This window comes from Verrucomicrobium sp. BvORR106 (assembly GCF_000739655.1).
GTDB lineage: Bacteria > Verrucomicrobiota > Verrucomicrobiia > Verrucomicrobiales > Verrucomicrobiaceae > Verrucomicrobium.
On sequence record NZ_BATR01000044.1, the window covers coordinates 14,581 to 34,339 of the forward strand.

General features: G+C 60.6%; 13 protein-coding genes. 4 read left to right on the forward strand and 9 right to left on the reverse strand.

What is annotated here, in order from left to right; all coding sequences use genetic code 11:
- Window positions 1-84 precede the first annotated feature (84 nt).
- The 7 genes from BV106_RS06650 to BV106_RS06680 form a co-directional block, all read right to left on the reverse strand.
- Window positions 85-1,875: an FAD-dependent oxidoreductase gene (locus BV106_RS06650; RefSeq protein WP_038162345.1), complete on the reverse strand. Its 1,791-nt coding sequence runs from the start codon at window positions 1,873-1,875 to the stop codon at window positions 85-87.
- A 45-nt stretch (window positions 1,876-1,920) separates the two neighbouring features.
- Entirely contained in the window at window positions 1,921-2,787 is an 867-nt protein-coding gene (locus BV106_RS06655; RefSeq protein WP_265595399.1) for a hypothetical protein, read from the reverse strand.
- Entirely contained in the window at window positions 2,771-5,890 is a 3,120-nt protein-coding gene (locus BV106_RS06660) for a hypothetical protein (protein WP_038162349.1), read from the reverse strand. Before BV106_RS06660 ends, BV106_RS06655 begins: the two co-directional genes overlap by 17 nt.
- On the reverse strand, window positions 5,887-6,918 hold the full coding sequence (locus tag BV106_RS06665) for a prepilin-type N-terminal cleavage/methylation domain-containing protein (protein ID WP_038162352.1): 1,032 nt from the start codon (window positions 6,916-6,918) through the stop codon (window positions 5,887-5,889). The genes BV106_RS06660 and BV106_RS06665 overlap by 4 nt, the downstream gene beginning before the upstream one ends.
- Before the next feature lie 58 nt (window positions 6,919-6,976).
- Window positions 6,977-7,603 (reverse strand): hypothetical protein, encoded by a 627-nt coding sequence (locus BV106_RS38140; protein ID WP_038162355.1) that lies wholly within the window; start codon window positions 7,601-7,603, stop codon window positions 6,977-6,979.
- Window positions 7,600-8,376, reverse strand: a complete 777-nt coding sequence (locus BV106_RS06675) for a prepilin-type N-terminal cleavage/methylation domain-containing protein (protein ID WP_081891560.1) — start codon at window positions 8,374-8,376, stop codon at window positions 7,600-7,602. The genes BV106_RS38140 and BV106_RS06675 overlap by 4 nt, the downstream gene beginning before the upstream one ends.
- A 439-nt stretch (window positions 8,377-8,815) precedes the next feature.
- Window positions 8,816-9,787 (reverse strand): S1/P1 nuclease, encoded by a 972-nt coding sequence (locus BV106_RS06680; RefSeq protein WP_038162360.1) that lies wholly within the window; start codon window positions 9,785-9,787, stop codon window positions 8,816-8,818.
- Window positions 9,788-10,397: 610 nt separating this feature from the next.
- Between BV106_RS06680 and BV106_RS06685 the strand changes: the two genes are divergently transcribed.
- Window positions 10,398-12,737, forward strand: a complete 2,340-nt coding sequence (locus BV106_RS06685; protein WP_038162362.1) for a PEP-CTERM sorting domain-containing protein — start codon at window positions 10,398-10,400, stop codon at window positions 12,735-12,737.
- A 41-nt stretch (window positions 12,738-12,778) separates the two neighbouring features.
- Window positions 12,779-14,356 (forward strand): serine/threonine-protein kinase, encoded by a 1,578-nt coding sequence (locus BV106_RS35165; protein WP_051945276.1) that lies wholly within the window; start codon window positions 12,779-12,781, stop codon window positions 14,354-14,356.
- A gap of 158 nt (window positions 14,357-14,514) precedes the next feature.
- Here BV106_RS35165 and BV106_RS06695 read toward each other — a convergent pair whose 3' ends face one another.
- Window positions 14,515-17,175, reverse strand: a complete 2,661-nt coding sequence (locus BV106_RS06695; protein ID WP_038162364.1) for a DEAD/DEAH box helicase — start codon at window positions 17,173-17,175, stop codon at window positions 14,515-14,517.
- Between the two features lie 115 nt (window positions 17,176-17,290).
- Between BV106_RS06695 and BV106_RS06700 the strand changes: the two genes are divergently transcribed.
- A complete protein-coding gene (locus BV106_RS06700; RefSeq protein WP_038162366.1) occupies window positions 17,291-17,689 on the forward strand; it encodes a hypothetical protein in 399 nt (132 codons plus the stop codon).
- Window positions 17,690-17,884: 195 nt separating this feature from the next.
- Complete coding sequence (locus BV106_RS06705; RefSeq protein WP_038162369.1) at window positions 17,885-19,345, forward strand: hypothetical protein; 1,461 nt, start codon at window positions 17,885-17,887, stop codon at window positions 19,343-19,345.
- A gap of 67 nt (window positions 19,346-19,412) precedes the next feature.
- Here BV106_RS06705 and BV106_RS06710 read toward each other — a convergent pair whose 3' ends face one another.
- Window positions 19,413-19,697, reverse strand: coding sequence for a hypothetical protein (locus tag BV106_RS06710; RefSeq protein WP_038162372.1), 285 nt, complete (start codon window positions 19,695-19,697; stop codon window positions 19,413-19,415).
- Between the last annotated feature and the right edge of the window lie 62 nt (window positions 19,698-19,759).

The window sequence follows — 19,759 nt, forward strand, 5'->3', positions numbered from 1 at the left end:
TCCGGGTTAAGAATTTGTCAGAAGGAAAAGGGCGATGTTAGGGATAGAACCAGTGCGGCGCTCAAAGCGGTATCGAGCGACGGTCTAGCGGCCTGCTTCCTGCTGTTTGCGTTTCTCCTGCGCTGCCGCACGAGCGTTCGACCTCTCCTGGGTTTTGCGATCCAGTTCGCTGAGCACCGTTTCAGCCGCGGCTTTTTCACGGGTCACTTTTTGATGGACTTCCTGTCGCAGCAGTTCGTCCTCAAGCACCTGCCCGTCGGCCACGAGTCGCGACCGGAGCAGTGAGTACTCGAGTTCGGCCACGTCCACCTTGTGCTCGACAGCCAGGGCGGCGGCGGTGCCAGCGCTTTGACCCAGCACCATGAGGACCACTTCATTGCGGAATGCGGCCTCGGCCACGTGGGAGGCGCTCACACAAACCGGAACCAGAAGATTGGTGCACTCTTCGGGTTTGGGCAACAACGCCTGGAAGCCGACCGGTTGGGGAGGGAAATCCAGCTTTGTGGGTGCCTCAATGGCGATGCGACCTTCCTTTGTGGCGAAAGGCAGAGAGGGGCTCCATTGAGCGCTGCCAAAATTCATCCCCACCGGGTCTCCGGAGGACTCCTCACCCCGCAGGTGCTTTTCGGTCAGCACCAAGGTTCCGACGAGTCGGCGGATGCCTGGCACGCTTGTAGACGATGGCCAGGATCCTTGGTCACGCCATTCATCCCGACACAGGCCCCACTCCTGCAACCGCTTGCGAATGGGCTCTGGAACTCGTTCGTCGTTCGCGAGGGTCCAGAACAGGCCCATCAGATGCTCCCGCTGGCGGCGTGTGTTTGTGCGATTCGTCTGGCGATCGGCGGAGGGCAGTTCTGCCGGTGCGGTGTTGAACAGCGGAGCCAGTTCCAGTCCAGGAACCAACCTCGCCTTGCCATTGGGAAGGGGTTCAAGGTGAAACAGTGACTTGGCATCCAGCTTTCCCGCTACGCGGACGAGCAGTTCATAGTCTGCGAGATCGTACTTTTCGGGCTTGGGCCAGGGCAGGCGATTCGCAGCTTCTTTGGTCACACAAAGCGCCAGCGTGGCTGTTGGAGGGGCGGGGCTGTCGGCACCCGCTTCACCAGCGGCGGAAGCGGCGACGCCAGGGAGGAGCGGACTCTTGGCGTCCCCTTCAATGACATGGGCGTCGAGGTTCCACTTGGCCCATTTGCCTTCGGCATCGACGGGGCGGATGCCATTGAGCGTCTCTCCATAGGTCACATTGGCCTCCCTGCCGGTGCGGAATGTCACGCCCGCCTGGGCCATGAGCTGGCCGTCGTGGCTGGCATCGAGGAAGACCTTGCCTGCATACACATCGTCACCTCCAAGGTGAATCGAAGTGAGACGTCGTTCCTCTTTTGCCACGCCATCCTTCGCGTTCAGGGAACGCCCCAAAATGACGTGAACCCGGGCTTCGCGAAGCATGTCATCCAGCACCCGCCCCGCCACATGGGGCTCACAGGTCCACATCCGCTGGTTGTCCGGCTCTGATGTTGCGGGTGAGAACCCCGCAAAAGAATCGCGCTTCTGGAAGGTCCAGTGTGCATCGTCAGTATACCAGCTCCAGATGCGATGGTGGAACTCGCGGGCGATGCCTCCGACCAGATGGGAGTACTTCGGCTCCATGACGGTGCCGCCGTTCGTGAGCTGACCGCCCAGATGACGGGAGGGTTCGATCAATGCCACCTTGCGCCCCATTCGTGCTGCTTGAATGCTGGCCGCAATGCCTGCGGGGCTGCCGCCATAGACCACCACGTCATATTCATAGGTGGCGGCGGTTGCACCGGTGAGGCCAAAAGCAGATGCCGCCAGCAGCGGGATCAGGCGAAGGGGGACTGAGGAAAGAATCATGAGGACGGATCAGTAAGTCGTCGGGGTGAATCGCTGCGGCCCAGCTCACCTTTTGATTTCGGGAGCGCGTTGTTTCTGCCGCTGTGCCCGGGCCTCTGCCCTTTCCTGGGTCTTGCGTTCAAGTTCCTTCAGCACCCATTCCGCAGCCTTGCGCTCGCGGGCGATCCGTTGGGCCACTTCCTTCTTCTTCAGATCCAGTTCTTCATCGACGGTGCCACGTTTCCGATCAGTGATCACCACTCCGTTCAATCGTGGGTTCTCCAGGTCCACGTAGACCACGAGATAGACGTGGTCCTCTGTCAGAGGCTCGTAAGGAGCCATGATCTCACTGCCCTTGAAGGTCAGGGTAAACCTGCCAGCGGCTGCCAGCTCGGTCAGGTGCATGGGCTGAAGGGGCTCAAGCGTCAACTCCGCTCCATTCAATGCCAGAGACTGGGCGCGTGACTGAGCGTCGCAGTTGAGCAGCGTGAGCGTGGTTTTGCCTGGCGAAGGAAGATGCTGAAGCGGGAGCAGAACGAGCTTGGTGATCGGGGCGCTGCCGTTTTCTCCTTTCACGACGAGCGCGTGCACCAGGAGATTGAGCCGCTCGTTGACCTTCAAGACGAACTTCTGCTCCACATCGGCAGGGCATGTGGGATGAGACACCTTGACCGTCACAGAACCGGGCGTGACGGCGCATTCTCCTGTTTCACCGCCTTTGGACAGAGCCCGGGATTCATCCTGCTTGTTATTGGTGAGGACCGTCACCTCACCTTCCAGACCGGTGACGTTCACCACATTCACATAGGCCGACGGCGGCGGTGGCGCAGATTCGCTGGGCGATTGTGCCAGCAAGCCCCGGGTCGTCAGGCTGCAGGCAAGCACGAGGAGCATGAGAGTGCGCATGGCGACGAGATCAAAGGTTCTTTTCATAGGCTATCTGAACGTCCTGACCGATGACTTTGCCGGCGGTGTCGTATATAGGTTCTAGGAGAATATCCAAGACCTTGGGGCGCATGCCGACCACATTGCTGTTCTTGTCCAGCACCTGGGTGACCAGATACATCCTGAAGGTCCGGCTCTGGAAAGTGACCAGCGGCAGAAGACGCCGGTAGAACTCCTCACGACCACGATCATCCAGACTTGGGTCCGCCCCGACCACCGCGGGTCGCATGGTTGGCGGACTGGGAATGTCTGCGGTGGCCACAGTCGGCCATGTGTTCACATTCCCGAAGTAGGGGATCTGCGTGGTGGGTGAAGAAGGATTGGCAACCATGAGAGCAGAGAGATCGCCCGGCGTGGCCAGTACGGTGCCAGGGTTGGCAGTGGCCAGGTCTGAGATGCCCTTGGCCAAAACGCTGCCCGCTCCAGTGTTGATGTTGCTACAAGGGTGGAACACCGCGCCGCTGGTTGCCCCTCCATTGCGAATGATGCCGTCCGTGGTGGTTTCCACCCCGTTGAGGATGGCTCTTTCGCTGCGAATTTCGACTCCTGCGACCAGGGAACGGATGACCTCCGGTGAGGCGCTGTTGATGTTCACCAAGCCCTTGAAAGTCCTCTTTTCATCCAGACAGAGAATGTCCAGGAGATCTGAGGCCCGTGTTCCCGGAGTGTTAAACGGGGTCAGCTCGGGAGACCCGATGCGCAGCGTGCTGCCACCACCTTGAAAGTGTTGGGATCCACCCCCAGAGGCGCGAGTCCATGCGTTCGGGTCAAAGACATTGCCCAGTTCAGCGAGTGATTCGTAGTACCCCGGGCCCGTATAGTTGGGCGGGTAGTCATCGATCGGGTGTTTCAAGTGGGAGGGTGCTTTTTCGGGCAGAGGAGGCGTTGTCACCGGCCGCTGTTGAAGGTGGATGTCCGGCGTTTCAGTTTCCAGCGGAGCAGAGTTGAACTGATTGGACTGGACCTGATGCCCAGGATCGCTCAGCCATTGAGCAGGATTGAAGCTGTCACCAAAGGTGCTCTTCACCGCGCCACCGCCCCAGAAGCAGTTGTTAATGTACTTGGCCTCCCGGTAGTAGTAGCCGCGGTTGCCCGATGCATCACCGCCGCTGGATGCCAGACCCGCCGTATAGAGCGTGCCACGAGGATCCCCCGCGGGTTGCGAACTGTCGCCAATACCCGAGCTGGCGAAGAACCATTTGCCCAGTCCAGCTTTGTCATTCGTGCTGCTCGGTTGCCTGTAGGGGCGGTTGATGCCGTCAGGTCTGCGAGTGCGGTCGGCCAGCTTGCCATTCCAGAAGATCTGGTATCCGCCGTCGAAAAGAGACTGGATCCCGGCTGCATCGTCCGGACACATGCGGAAGTTGGGATCTTGGATACGGGCCTTCGTCAGACCGGTGGCCCGAAGGGTATGAACATCATACCATGGCACGTGAATGCATTCGTTGGGTCCCAGACTGATGTGTTTCAAAGGGAGATTCAGGTGCGGCAACACTGGTCGGCTGCCTCCAGCAATGTTCTCGCCCTGTAGCATGCAGTTCACCACGGTACGCCCTTCCGTGAAGCGGACCTCCAGATCCCCTTCAATCTCACGATCTGTCGGATTCCACAGTGCCACCCAGACGGAGACCTGCATGGTGACGGAAGAGTCGTCCCAAGCGGAGTTCAGGAACCGAGTAGCATACCCAACGCAGAATGGCTGCAAATCAATGCCACGGTATTTGGGTACATTCGTATCACCCAGGCCGTAGCCGGTTGTGGTCGTGCTCTTGACCCAGGAAGGATCCACAGATGGAGTCTGGTCCCGGTCCGCGTAGTCGATGATGTTCGCAGCGAGGGAGTAAACATACTCGTCCTCCGTCATGAGCTTGCCGTACGGTGCACCTTGATAAGCACTGTTGAGTCCCGTGTTCATCACATTGCCCCCGGCCCGGGTTCTGGCAAAGTTGGGCAGCGAGCTTTTGATATGTTCCGCGAGCTCGGTGATGGCGGCATGGCGTTCGCCAGAGCCTGTGGCCGAAGTGTCGCTTTCAGCCCTTTCGATAAGTTTGTTGATGGCAAGCTTGGGTTTGCCCCACATGGAGGAAGCAATGCTTGCCTTTCTTGGAATGACCTCATGTTCCATGCCGGCTGGCAGGCTGAAGTTGATGTTCTTCTTGAGCATCAATTCGGCCGCCGAGGTGCTCATACCGACCTGTTTGTAGGTGTCGTTGGTCAGTGCATAGTGCCGTTTGTTGATGAGGTCGTTGTCCTGGAGGGAGGTGGTGCTGTTGTCCAGGTTCGGGAACGTGGTGCCCGGCACACCTGGCGTGGGGGGAAAGAGCGTGAAAAGGGCCACTTGACGAAGCTGATCCTCACTCTTCGCGAGCTGGCCGCGCAGGTGAGTGGAGTTGGGCCCACTGGTGTTGCCCACCAGATCGCCGTCGAGTTTGCCCGCCAGATCTTCTACCCAGTAGCAATAGCGCACCCGCAGATCCTGTCCCTTCGCCCGTGGATCATTGGGGTTCGCGGTAAGTGGAGCTGTGCCTGCGGCGTCAGGGCGAAAGTCGAGGTACTCCCAACGTGGTGCCAGCGGTGTGTCCGACCAGCCTCCAGCGCCGGTGCCGGGGATAAACTTCGTGAACTCGTTGAACTTTTCGCCGGTGTCCATGACGGCAGTTTCCAGAGTATTGCCACCGGGTCTGGGTACGAGAGTGGGGGTGGTCAGGGTAGTCTTGGCACCGCTGATGAGCGGTTGATACTGCCACTGGTTGGTGGCGGGATCGTAGGCCGCCGTGAGATAGACCACGGGGCGCAGGTGAGAGGCGGATGAGCCTGTCTGCTGACGGCGGAATACGACGAAGTCCCCCGACTTTTCGATCTGGCGAAACGCCTTCCTCGTCGCGGCCCGGAAAGCGGATTCCACGGCCAGGGTGGTGCGGTAGTCGTTGAAGTGTGAACGCGAAACGGCAAGTTCCGTGTTGTTGGTGGCGAACGAGCCGACCAGCAGCACGACAAGAAGCGCCAAGATCATGATCGTGGCGATGAGGGTGAAGCCTTTCTGGCTTCGCTTTCGGCGCTGCGCCGATGACGCAGGGGATGGCAGCTTCATGGTTTGTTGATGGCGACGGAAGTATTGGCAAAAGAGAGCCCTTGGAGCTCGGCAGGAGTGAGCACCTGATCGGCACCGGCAAATCCATCGAGCTTGCCGTCGCTGATGTCCCGCTGGGCATTGGTGCCGAGCGTGGCAATGGTGGAAGGCGTCATGCGGGCCAGTTTGGCAGCGTCCGCGACGACGAGGCGTACTTCGATGACATCCGGTGCGGAGTAGTCGGGATCGTACTCAGCTGACTTGGGCAGCGGGCCGACGTGCTCCGGGGAGAGGTTGGGCCGGGGCCAGGGATCTGTGGCTACGCCGGCGATTCTCCCAGTAAGGATGTTCTGCAATTGCAAAGGGGTCATGGGAGCTCCTGTTGGTGAAGCTACCTGTCGGCGCAGCCGCATGGGAACCACCTCGAATGCCATGACCCGCATTCCCAGGTTCTCGGAAACTGCCTCCGGGACGGAGGTGCCAGTGCCGGAGGGAATGCTGGCGTCTTTCCAGGGCTGGTCTGCCAGACTCGGCGTTGTGGGCACCTGGGGGGTGACGGTGGGGGCGGCTGCATTGATGAAGCCGTCAATGCGTGCTTTCACAGCCTTGTAGGTGGCGTTGCTGTCACTGAAAGTTCGGACCAGCGGACGGTCTGGATGCGTGGTGTCGAGTCTGTAGGAAATAATGCAAAGATCGCTCTTGGGGGTGGTGGCCGCCTGGGAGGAGGGATCTTGAGAAAGCTGGTCCTGGACGGCCAGGAAAGAGATCACCGAAGGGCTGCCCGGCCCGCCGGGAACGATATAAAACGGGACCAGCCCTTTCTTGCGGTCACCACGGGTGAACATCGCTTTGACGTCTGACTGAATGAGGCCGAGAAGGGACCGGGTTTCCTGGGCTGCGTCCGTCTTGCGCCGCAAGTTCACCCAGAGATCCTGTGAGGAACCCAGCACCTGCACAAGCAGGAGCAGGAGCACTGAAGATACCGATGCTGCCACCATGATTTCCACCAAGGTGAAACCACGGAGCGGGCGCAGGGGTTGAGTAGTCATGCCAGAGGGGATGAAGGAGTGAATGCAGAGGCGGAAGCGGCTCGCGGGAGTGTCCGGATCAACGGAACTCCATAATCCTGTAGAACTCGTATTTGCGGCGGTACTGCCGGGCGAGATTCGCGGGGGCTTCGACGCTGACCATGACCCTTTTGACAACTCCGGTGCCAGCGGGCGGGGCCACGGGGGGCGTTGCTGGGGTTTGATAGCGGGACTCGTCTGCAAACGAGAGGCCCACCAGGTACCGGCCATCAAGCTGATCGGAACCATTTTCATACAGGGTGGACGAATCCGTGCCACCAACGGAGATGGCAGCAAGGTTCTCAGAAAATACCCATGTGAACGGCGTGTTGTCGTACCGTTCTGTCGCAGGCGCAATCTGGACGCCGTACGGAGTTGTCGGGCTGGTGGCAGGGTTCAGGGTGCGGTTACGGTCATCGTTTGCGGCACCGCTTTGTGGCTGGGAAAGGTCTGTGAACACCTTTGCGGCGAGTTGACTGGCCGCTGTCATTTCGCGGTTGGTCATGGCGAACTCTGTGGTGATGGCAGTGAGGCCCATCAGCACCAAGATGGAGCCACCAAAGATGCCCATGGCGATGGTCACTTCGATAAGAGAGAAACCACTGGCCACCAGGCGGGAGAGCTGGGTGCGAGAACCCGGCCCGGGTTTGCAAGTCATGATCTTCATGGGACGTTTGGAGTTGGTAATCCCGCAGCGGTGTCATCGTAGTACCGGCTGATGCCGGTAAGGCGGGTCATGCGGACACCTTCAATTCTTGGAGGGTTGTGGCTCGGGGCCACGCTGGTAGCTGTTCCGGCTAAATCCACATTTCCTTCAACTAGCAGCACATCCAGATTCGGCACCACAGCTGAAAGCCGGGGGGATGCCACGGCCCCGTTGGGAGCAAAGACGATTCCTGGCAGCATCTGGGTGGCATTGCCGGACATGAAGCGAAGCTCGACCTCCGGGTATCCGGCACCTGAGATGCCACGGACCCTGTATTGGTCCAGCGTCAGAGGGAGGTCGAAAATCGTTGGTTTTCCTGCCAGACCTTTGGCAAAACAAACTCCGTCGGGCAGACTTTTCCATTCCGTCACTTGTTGTGAAATGGTGGCGTACTGACCATCCGTGCCGGGAGCACCCACTTCAAACACTGCGTACTTGGAGAGGTTCAACGGCTCAACGGACTCTGGCGGCACCCCGTCAACCACCATCAGTGCCACATACTTGCGCGTGGCGATGGCGTGGGCGCGAGCCTGGTCCAGCGTCCCTTTCAGCGAAGTTACTGCTGTCTTCCGCCTGGGGGTGGACATGTTGGAGAGGCCGGCGATGCTCACTCCCATCAGGATGGCGATGATCGCCATCACAACAGTGACTTCCACCAGCGTCATGCCAGCGGAGCGGGTGCGGAGATGCGGTTGCAGGTAACAACCAAATGAGCCTGAGCGAGGGGGTCTCATGAACGGGCCGTGGGGGTTGGAAGGAAGGGCCGCAGCTTATAACGTTCCGCCAGGGGGAATGTAAACACAGGGCATGTAAGCCTTTCGTGACATGTTACATCACCTGTTGATGGAGACGTCTGGGATCCGATGGAGCGTGAGTTGTTCCATGGGAAAACAAAGTTGTGCGAGACCGGGGCGGATCTCCTGCGATTGCGTTTGTTGACCGTAACTCATTGAACCGACGCGCCGAATCGACCCGGGCGGGGGCGAGATCTTCCAGCTATGCACGGATATTGCGTGATAAGAGGCTCGTCTCGCGTTCGCCAGATGTATCGCAACAACTGCTGAATACGACGGATCGTCACGCCCCCGGTTTGCCGGCAGGAAACGTGACGCCCTTGTGACTTTGATGTAGCGAGTTACAGTTTCTCCAAGCGAACGAGCCTGATATACCGTTTCAGTTGGAAGCGCTTTGCGGTCCTGTCGTGGACATCACGAGCAGCCGTTTCAACATGTCCGCCAGGCGATATCCCGCCAGAGTCACGCGCCGTTCAGAGATCGCCCTGGCTTTCTTGGTGTACCCTTCGGGCAGAACCGGTGCATTGAGTTGTTTCCCAACGGCATACCGCAGGTTGCCCTGGAGATAGGCTTCCTGAATGGCGAGTTCTCTTCCTTCAAGGCTCCAGGAGACGGGGGATGGATTCTTCTGCAGCTCTGCAGCGGCGCTCCGGGGATGTTCGGCCTCAAGCTGAATGGCCTTGTTGAGTGCTTCACGGGAACTCCCCGCATCAGCAACCCGGGCCCCGCCCAACTGGCTGTCCCACACCATGTGAAGGTTGATGGCCTTGGCGTCCTTGTCCGGTCGGACAAAGGTGCTGTTGCCTCCACGATCCCCTTCAGGTGCAGGGAAGTCGTTGTTGGTCAACGAGGCACAGTGAAGCGGTTGATGAACATCTCCCACCAGATGAATGAGCCAGCTGACCATCTCACCCTTCTCCCGGGTGGATGTTGTCGGGCTGGCGATCACGCGTTCACATTCTTTGATGCCGACCAGCACATCGTTGGTGGGATTGGGGGCTGGCTCTTTGGGAAACAGTGGCGGCACCAGCGGATAGTCGACGTAGTGCCACTCGGGGTGAGTGGCAGGGTTGTTCTTGTCGCGGATGTCATCGGCCCAGAGGCTGGCTGCCATGGCGGCATACATGCCCTTGCTCAATCCTGGAACGTCCGCAGGATAGGATGACATCCAGTCATTGTATTTGGGGTGGGCCTTCAAGAGTGCGTGTGCCTGCTCCTGTTCCTGCTGGCTCAACTGACGCCATGCCACGGAGGTGACAACCATGTGACCTGTGCCCCACCATGCTGAGGCGGGAGTGATGGAGGCGGCAAAGAGCGACAAGGTGCAGACGAGAGCGGCGATGGGTTTCACAGTGAGATGGGTGAAGTGGATTTGTCGGACAGATTTCGTGTTATCTGCACGGGAGTTGATCAGCAGGTGAAGAGCCTAGGGGAAGTCGGGTGACGGAAACAACACTGCCAAGGTGAAGAAGTTGTTGCATGCGTAAGATGGATTCATGGCGTGTGAAAGCAATGTGACGGTAACTTCTGGTGGATGTGAAAGTTCGTGGAGTAACTCACTCAAGGGTGACGTGAACGTTGGTTGATGGGGGTGCCATGCGAATGGAACTAGCTATGCGCTCATCCATCCCCAAAGCCCTCCACACATGGACAAGTTTGTTTACTCCTCTGACAAAGAAATGTGCCGATCAAGAAGATCCGCAGATCGAAATAGCACGCCAAGAAAGGTGGGTCACATCCAGAAGTCCCTGTTAGTCAGTGGACTTGTGGCTTTGTCGGTCATCCTGACGGGCACTGTGGCCTCCGCGGTATCATTGACAGTTGGCGATGCCGGAACACACTCTGTTCTGTACACAGACTTCACACTTGGGAGCAACCCCATCGCAAATCATACTGGTTCGATCAGTTCTTCACAAGCTGGCGGCTCTTATGGGATCGGGAGCCAGAATGCAGTCGCGTCTGTGGCATCCGGCAGCTTTGCAACCCCGGGGTTTTCGCTGACCATTACCAATAATACGGGGTCCATCCTCAATTCGCTGACCTTTGAGGGGAGCCTCATTGTCTTCAAGGACAACAGCAGCAACCTCAATGAGGCGTTGACGGCGTCCGTGGCTTCAGGACCCGCGGTGGATGTCAGTGCACTAACTCTCCGTTTGGGGCCATTCAATGACGGGAATGGTACATCGACCGTGTTCACAACTCCCAAGACCGCTGCATTTGATGTGGACATTCTCGGGCTCAACCTCGGAGTCGGACAGTCCATCACTATTCGGTGGTTGGATTCAAATGACGGCGGTACTGACGGTATGTTTGGTATCAAGGATCTGTCGCTGAAGTGGGACGTGGCCACAGTTTCGGTTGTCAACTACTGGGACAGCAATGGAGCCTCGGCAGGTGTTGGCGGAAGTGGTGTTTGGACTCCGTCCAGCCTCAACTGGAACAACGACGTTGGTACCGGAACGCCGGCGGCGTTTGATCCGACGAAGGAATTGGTTTTTGGTGGTACAGCAGGAACGATAGCACTGGATGATTCAGCTGGGGTGATTGAACACGATCACAATCTTAAGTTTGCATCCGATGGCTATGTTCTCGAAGGTGGCGCACTGGGGCTTGTCGGATCATCGGGTTCGCCGACAATCTCAGTCGCTACCGCAGGCCACACTGCGACAATCAACAGCATCATTTCGGGATTCAGCGGCCTCACCAAAGCTGGTCTGGGCAAGCTGGTGCTGGGTGGTGACAACTCTTCCACCTTGATTGGTGATATTGGCATCAATGGTGGGGTGCTTCAGATCAGTACCGAAGAAAATCTCGGGGATGTCAGCAACAAGATTGTTTTCGGAGGGGGTACACTTGCCACTACGGAGGACATCAGTCTGGACGCCGCCAGAGAGCTCGCCGGCAGTGGCGGGCTTGATGTGGCTGACGGGAAAACTCTGACGGTGAATGGAGGAGCCACTTTCACCGCGATGACCTTCTCCAATTCCGGCACGGTCGATCTTCAAGGTGCCACCAACGACTTGGGCGCAGTCACCTTCTCAGGCAATGCCACTCTGAAGGGCAATGACGCCATCGCGGCCAACATCACGGCCAACCAGACAGGGACGGCAACCATTCAGAACAACCTCCTCCTCGGGGCTGTTGATCGCACCATCACCGTGAGCAACGCGGCAGCTGTGCTGGCCTTGCAAGGCACCCTGACAGGAAGCCGGATCATCAAGGCCGGCGCTGGTACGCTGGAAGCTACTGGAGACAACGCAGGACTCTCCCTTGGTTTCCAGTTGGGCTCTTCAGCTGCCGCTCCCACCAATGGCGGCACACTCAAGATTGGACATAAGAACGGCCTGGGCACCACCGCTCAGTTTCGGTTCAACTACGGCACCCTGCATGCAGTGACGGATTTGACGGGAGAGAATGCGTTGGCCAACAGCCTCAGCATTGGGGGGCGTGCAGGTGCGGCGGCAAATTTTGACGGTAGCAACATGGAGATCAACGGTACGGTGGGCTTCTTCCGTGGTACAGGCACCACGGGGCAACTGGAGTTGAACACCATGAATACGACCACTCTCAGCGGTGACAGGGCGGCGGACTCTGGTACGGGAACCGTGACAGGCATCACTCTTGGCGGCACGGGCAAGCTGATCCTAAACGGCAACTGGAGCACCAACACCTATGCCGTCACTCTCGCCCAGTCCGTCACCACAGAAATCAACAACCTCTTCACTGGCAATGTCACGGTGGGGGATGGCAATGCCTCCGGTGGCACGACGCCGACTCTCCAGGGGCGGGGCACGCTCACGGGTGCGGTGACGATCAACTCCGATGGCCGTCTTAAGATCGGGAGCACGGGGGACACCACGGCGCGGGTCATGACCATCTCTGGCAACCTGACCAGCTCCGGCACCATGGAGTTTGATCTGTTCTCCGGCAGCAACGGCGGCGAGGCGGGGTCATCGGACAAGCTGGCCTTCGGCAGTGGCACCACGTCCGTCAATTTGTCCGGCACCCTGGTGATCAACAATGCGGACCTCAATTTTGGCACCCAGCCTTGGGCCAACGGTTCCTTCTGGCAGCTCATTGACTGGGGCACGGTGCAGCAGGCCAACCGCACCGTGAACTACAGCACGATCACGCTTCCGGAGATCGCTGGCTATGAGTGGATCAACACGCTGGGCACGGACGGGCGCATCACTCTTTCGGCGGTGCCGGAGCCGGGCCGCATGGTACTGCTGCTTCTGGGCGGTGGCCTCATGCTGATCCAGCGCCGCCGTCGCCGTCAGGAGCGTCTTGCCGTAGTTTAAGTTCACGATCAAACCATCACCATCACCCATCCCTTCCCGCCATGACTGCTGTCACTTCACGCTATGAGCTCCTGGAACAGCTCGGTCAGGGCGGGTCGGGGGTGGTGTACAAAGCCACGGATCTACAGCTCCAGCGTCCGGTGGCCATCAAACGGTTGATGCGTCCTGCAGGTGCCAGTGAAACGCATGAAGATGCAGGTCAGCTGCGACAGGAGGCCCTGTCCTTGTCAGCCCTGCAGCATCCCAACATCGTGACGATCCATGACATCGGCACGGATGAAGACGGGCCGTATGTGGTCATGGAGTATCTGGAAGGCCAGACGCTGGAACAGGTGGTGGAGGGCGCGCCGCTTCCCCTGGAGGAGTTCACCACCCTGGTGCAGGACACCCTGGGCGGTCTGGGCGCCGCGCATGCCCGCGGCATGCTCCACCGGGATTTGAAGCCCTCCAACATCATGCTGGTATGGCTGCCCACCTGTGAGATGCGGTTCAAGCTGCTGGACTTCGGCATCGCCAAGTACTGCCCCGCCCCCACCACGCAGACCACAGACGTGGAGGGGAGCGTGATGGGCACGGTTTATTTCATGGCTCCCGAGCAGTTCGAACGCGGCACCCTTGACCAGCGCACGGATCTCTACTCGCTGGGATGTTCCTTCTACCACGCCCTCACTGGCAACTATCCCTTCACGGCTGACAGTGCTGCCGGGGTGATGGCCGCTCACCTGACGCATACCCCCGGGCCGCTGGCCGAGTGGCGGCCGGATCTGCCGACCGCGGTGGTCGATTGGGTGCTCAGGCTCATGAGCCGCCTGCCTGAAGACCGACCGGACAGCGCGGCGCAGGCCCTGGCGCTGTTCAAGCTGGCCCTGCAACCCCCGGCCCGCCCTCTGCCCAAGTCTTCCGTTTCCGCGAACCCGCAAGTGATCCGTCCCGTGATCCAGCCGGTGCGCCTGCCCCAGCCAGAAGAGACCCCTTCCGCAGGTCATGCCACGTCGATCACGGTATCCGTGATCTGCTGCCTCCTGCTTTCCGCGGCAGCATTCGGGTACTGGCACTTTCAGGAGTCGAAGAAAAAGTACCAGCCTGCGCCAGCCTCGAATCGTCCCGTCAAAGTAGTGGCCGCTTCCGGCTCGGGCGAGTCTGCTCCGGAGCAGACGCAGACGCCAGAGGCAACCTCCCCACCGGAACCTGTCGCCAGCATGATCGCGGTGGCGGATCAGATGCCCGCCAGCCCGCCGGTGGCGATGCAGGAAACAACAGCGCCAGCTCCTGTCGCCCCTTCTCCTCCGCCAGCCATGGTGGCAACGGGTGCGCCACTGGATCCCCATGCCCTGGAACAGTTGCGGGCGAGCCTCAACCAGCCGGTGGAGGTGGAGGGCGTGATCGTGAGCGTGGGAGAGAGCAAGTCGGGGAAAACCCGCTACTTGAACTTTGCCAGGAAACCCGGAGAAACCATCTCACTGGCTTTCCGAACGGCGGAGACGGATTCAATATTTCCTAAATCCCGGCTTGAGTCTCTACAGGGCGCGAAAGTGCGGGCGCGCGGCGTCGTGACGGAGCTCAATGGCGGACTGCTGATCTATATCAAGGAGGAGTCGGCACTGGTCAGAGTGGATTGAGGTTGGGGGTTGGCTGAGCTGGGTCAAGTGCCCTGCTGCTGTGTTTGGGTTCGATCCTATCACAAGGGGTGCGAAAGCGGCGTCGAGCCGCACGCACTCCAAGACGCTGGCGCGACGATGGGCGAGCCGTGGCGGGAAGGGGCCGGTTTGGGGGCGTCCTATTCCAGGGGCTCTTCATGCCGGTGGTCGGCCTTCTCAAACTTTTTCCAGAGCCTCTCGATGGCCTCCTCCGGATCCTCCAGGAGCATGCTTTCCTTGATCTTGCTGGCATAGATGCCGAACGAGAAGGGCGTCACCACGGGCACCTCGATGAGCTGCCACTGCATCTGATGGGCTTCCTGGAGAAAGCGGGCGGCCCGCGGCAGGTCGAGGAACACATGAGTGGCCTCCCGGATCGACTGCTCCAGCAGTGGGTGGTCCGGTTCGTGTTTACTCAGCACCTGGAACAAAATTTCTCCGCTCCAGCGGAGTTGTTTCAGACGTCTCTCCGCCCCCGGCAGGTTGCGCGGCACCATCAGGCCGGTCTGGGCCACGCCCCGGAACTGCCATTTCACGAGCTGGCTCTCCGCCAGGGCGCTGCGCAGGTCTGCCTCCAGGTTCTCGGCATGAAACAGATCGCGCCATTCCTCCAGACCCAGGTCCTGAAATTGACGGACGGAAAGGAGGAACCCGTAGTCGTCGATCGTCACCAGGGCATTGCCGCCCACGGCCTCCTTCACCCGGTGGGCGATGATGCGGGAGAGTGCATCATTGGCGGACCGGCCGATGAGGGAGTGGAAGAAGAAGTGACAGCGCTCTGGATCCGGCTTCCGCATGGCCCGGCCCGCGCCGCGTTTGGGAGGCATGAGGCTGGGCTCCGGTTCGCGGAAATCCTCCCCATCATCTTCGGGCTCGCGATAGAGTTCGATGAGAAACAGTGAATCGGTGGGAATGGCGGAGAAGCGGCATTGGTTGCGGCAGTGCTTCACAATAGCGTCCGCATTCACGCTGCTGATGAGGTAGTCCTCCACGAGCCAGTCGGACGTTTCCGCGGGCGGCTCGTTCGCCTCCAGCCGGGCCGCGAGGCGGGTGCGCAGCCGCGTCACCTCCTGGGCGAGACCGCTGGCGAGCGGCATCTTGTTGGCGTTCCAGCTGGGGACAGTGGGCAGACGGCCGTCGGCGGCCTCGACGGTAATTTCCATGACCCCGGTCTCCACCAGCCTCACCGTGCGCCCGGCCAGCACGAAGATGTCGCCGTACTTGAGGTTCTTCACGAAACTCTCCTCCACCTCCCCGAGCCTGCGGCTGCCCAGGTACACGCGCACGGCTCCCTCGCTCGCGATGGTGCCGACGTTCACCAGGTAGTCCCGCTCCACCTTGCGGTTCGGCGTCACCAGCAGGCCCTGTTGATCTTCGACAATCTTGCCAAAGACCTCGCGATAGTTCTCCTCCAGGCTTTTGCCGCCACCCATCACATACTGCAGCACCCGGTCAAACTCCGCACGGCTGAGCTCATGGTAGGGCCAGGCCTGGAGCACCGTCGTGTACGCCGTGTCGCGGGTGTAGCCCTTTTGCATGGCCATGCCGACCAGATGCTGGGCCAGTACATCGTAAGGCTTCTGCAGCACGCGGATGGCATCCAGCTGGGTGCGGCGGGTCATGTCGGCACACACCACGCACTCCATGAGGTCGTTCACGTTCGTGGCGACGAGCACGCCATGGCTTTCCTCATGGATGTTGTGCCCGCTTCGTCCGATCCGCTGGATGGCCCGGCTGACGCCCTTGGGCGTGGAGATCATCACGGCGCAATCCACGGCTCCGATGTCGATGCCCAGCTCCAGGCTGGTCGAGCACACCACGGCCCGCAGTTCGCCCGCCTTGAGTCGGTCTTCCACCTCCAGGCGCAGGTCCCGGTCGAGGGAGGAGTGATGGGTCTCGATGACTGAGGCCAGTTCTGGCAGCGCCTGCTTGAGTCGGAGGGACATGCTCTCCGCCCCGCTGCGAGTGTTGCAAAAGATGATGGTGCTTCGCTTCTGCTCGACCAGCCGCGCCAGATCCTTCATCACCCGCTGGGCCGTCCATCCCGCAGGAGGGTAGGGCTCCCGACGCAGGGGAGAAAGCACCTCCACGCGACGTCTTCGCTCCACCCGGCCCTGCACGATGGCGCAGTCGCGATGGGTTCCGCAGAGGAATCTTGCCAGCTCATCCAGGGGAGCCGCCGTGGCGCTCAGGCCAATGCGCACCAGCCCGGCCGGGGCTGGCTCTGCATCCGCCTCCGTTGGTGGGGCGGTCACCATTTTTTCCAGCCGCTCCAGCGTCAGACTGAGATGAGAGCCGCGCTTGTTCTCCGCCAGCGCGTGCAGTTCATCCACGATGACATGGCGGCAGCCGCTGAGAATCTCCCGGTAACCTTCCTGGGGCAGCAGGATGGCCAGACTCTCCGGGGTCGTCAGCAGGATGTGGGGCGGTTGCTTGCGGAACTTCGCCCGCTCCGAGGCTGGGGTGTCTCCATTGCGCAGCCCGATGCGGATGTCCCGGGCCAGCCCCAGTTCCCGCAAGGGCTCCGAGAGATTCTTTTGCATGTCATACGTCAGCGCCCGCAGGGGCGAGATGTAGATGGCCAGGGTCTGATGGGGGAGCTGCCCCTTGTCCAGGCGGTGCAGCAGGCCGTCCAGCACCCCGAGGAATCCCGCCAGCGTCTTCCCACTGCCCGTGGGGGAGGTTAGCAACACTGACTGACCCGCCAGCACATGCGGCAGTGTGACCTCCTGCGCGTGGGTGGGCTTGCCAAAACGCCCGGTGAACCAGGCAGCGAGAGCCGGGTGCAGGGAGTCAATCATCGGTCCAACATGGCTGGGAACAGGGCCAATCCGCCAGAGGGCTACGTCTTGCCCGTCTTTGCTGGCCGTAGCAAGTCACTTGTGTACGGCAAAACCTTCGCTAGCTTCCGCGCCGATGAATCTGTCCCGTCTCGCCCACTCCGCAGCCTGCCTGGCTCTAGTCGCCGGTCTCAGCGCCTGCTCCATGTTTGGCTCCAAGTCTTCCGTCTCCCAATCCGCCCCGGTGGGCGCGCAGGAATTCGACCCCTTCTCCAACACTTGGCGTCCTGTGTCCCGCGTCGTGGTGCCGCCACCCTCAGAGCCCAATCCTGAGATCGCCGCCCAGCAGGAGCAGGTGAAGAAGCAAAACAGCGTGGTGAACAAGATGGGCCGTAGCGCTGGCAAGGTGGGCAATGCCGCAGGAGCCGTGGGCAAGACCCTCGCCAAGCCGCTCAAGTGGATCCCGTTCGTGGGTGGCAAAAAGAGCGCTGAGGACGAGGTGGATCCCGCCTACTCTCCGGCCAGCCCGCAGTAAGCACGCGTTTTTAGATCACCCCCGGCTGGGATGGGACAGGCGACCCGCCGGGTGGAGCAAATGTTGATGTTCTTGCGCCGGTCGCCGGGTGAGGATCGTTTTTGCATTGGAGAGCGGTAGATTTTGCATTCTCTTGAGGGGCATCGTCCGCATTCCAACTTAACGTTTAGCCAGGCGGTTTGACCGCTCCGCCCTATGCCTACTGCCTCATGCTCCCGTCTGGGCCCGGTGTGCTTGTGCCTCGGTCTCGTGCTGGCGGTCGCCAGTTCAGCCCTGGCCGTAGTCCCTCTCCGTGCTGCTGGCGGCAAGCCGTTGGGCTTCGGAGCTGCCACAGAAGGCGGCTCGGGCGGGCGGGTGCTGCTGGTGACCCGTCTGGATGACGATGTCAAAAAGCCGGCGAAGGGCACCTTGCGCTGGGCGCTCCGGCAGAAGGGACCGCGCGTGGTGAAGTTCAGCGTCGGCGGCACCATCACGCTGAAAGACCGCATCGAGGTGAAGGATTCCTTCCTCACGGTGGATGGCACCGATGCTCCTGACGGCGGCATCACCATCCGTGGCGGCAGCCTGGAGTTCGAGGGCGTCGAGGAAATCATCCTGCGGCATCTCCGGATCCGCCTGGGGGACGAGAACGTACTGCGCCGGAACAAGGCGGAAAAACGGGAGCGGCCCAAGGGCTCCAACGGCCTGGATTGCGTGACGCTCAAGAACACCAACCAGGTGCTCATCGATCATTGCTCGCTCTCCTGGAGCTGTGACGAGCTCATCGGCATCACCCGCTGTCGCAACGTGACCGTGCAGTGGTGCATCCTGAGTGAGCCGCTGGGGCGCAAGGAACTGCATCCGTATGGGGATGACCACGCCTTCGGGGTGAACGCGAGTGCCAGCACTCTGAGCATCCACCACTGTCTCTTTGCCCGGTTCGTCATGCGAGGGCCGCAGTTTGAGTGCAACGATCTCCGGCCCAAGGACCGCTACACCGTGCAGATGGAAGCGGTGAACAACGTGATCTTCGACTACGGGCGCAGTGGCTCCCGCTACTCCACCGGTGTGGAGAAGGGCTCCGGCACCGGAGAAGGGAAGAAATTCGAATTCCAGTTCCTGAATAATCTCTATCTCTCGTCCCGCGCATCGCGCAGTCCCATCGAGGCCTTCACACGACATGGGCACACCCCCGGCATGAAGGCAGGCGTGGCGGGCAATGAGGTGCGGGTGGCCGAGGTGCCCCGTCTGGTGGCTGGCATTCGGCTGCCAGCTTTCTCGATCAAAGGTCCCCACCTGCACTGGCGCACCAAGACGTCGTCCCGGGCAGATCTGGTCACCCGGCCAAAGGCACGGGACAACGCTCCGGAATCTGACGACGAGGAGACAGGAGTAGTCGGGTCGGGGCCGTCGTCCGCAGGGCCAGCAGGCGTGATTTTGCGCGTGCCCTTGCCGGAGGGTGCCGTCACACGGCGTCTCTTTGCCGCACCGGTGCCCGTGAAGCCTGAACCCATCTCCACCGTCTGGCAGTCTGTGATTGGCTCCGCAGGTGCAGGTCCGGATCGTGACGCCGTGGACCTGCGCGTGGTTCAGGACGTCGAAGGCATGCTCTTTCGCAAGACCTTGCAGTCCCAGGAGCAGGTGGGGGGCTGGCCGGATGATCGCCGGCTGCCCTGAGGCAGAGCAGCCGGAAAGTTGTTAGTTATCCACAAGAGCCAGCGGGAGACAGACTCTGGATCCCGGATCAGGAGGGGTTCTCTGCCGTGGTCTTGGAGGCACCGTCTGCCACGCGGGACTGCACGGGAGCTTCGGCGGGGACAGGGTTCAGATTGGCGGGCACGCGGTTATCCTCGATCTCACGCTGCTGCAGACGGATTGGCGTGGAGACAGGGGCGTTCTGGTTGTCGGCCATTTTCAAAGTACGGCCCACGGCCTGGAGCATGCGTGCGGGCATCTGGGCGAGGGCACAGCTGGCAAGGGTAGAAGCGACAAGGCAGAGCGCGGCGGCCTGAATGAAAGACTTAATCATGGCCGCTGGTTTATCATAGGAGCGGCGGGATGGGAAGGGGGAATGACCAGCGTCACAAGGTA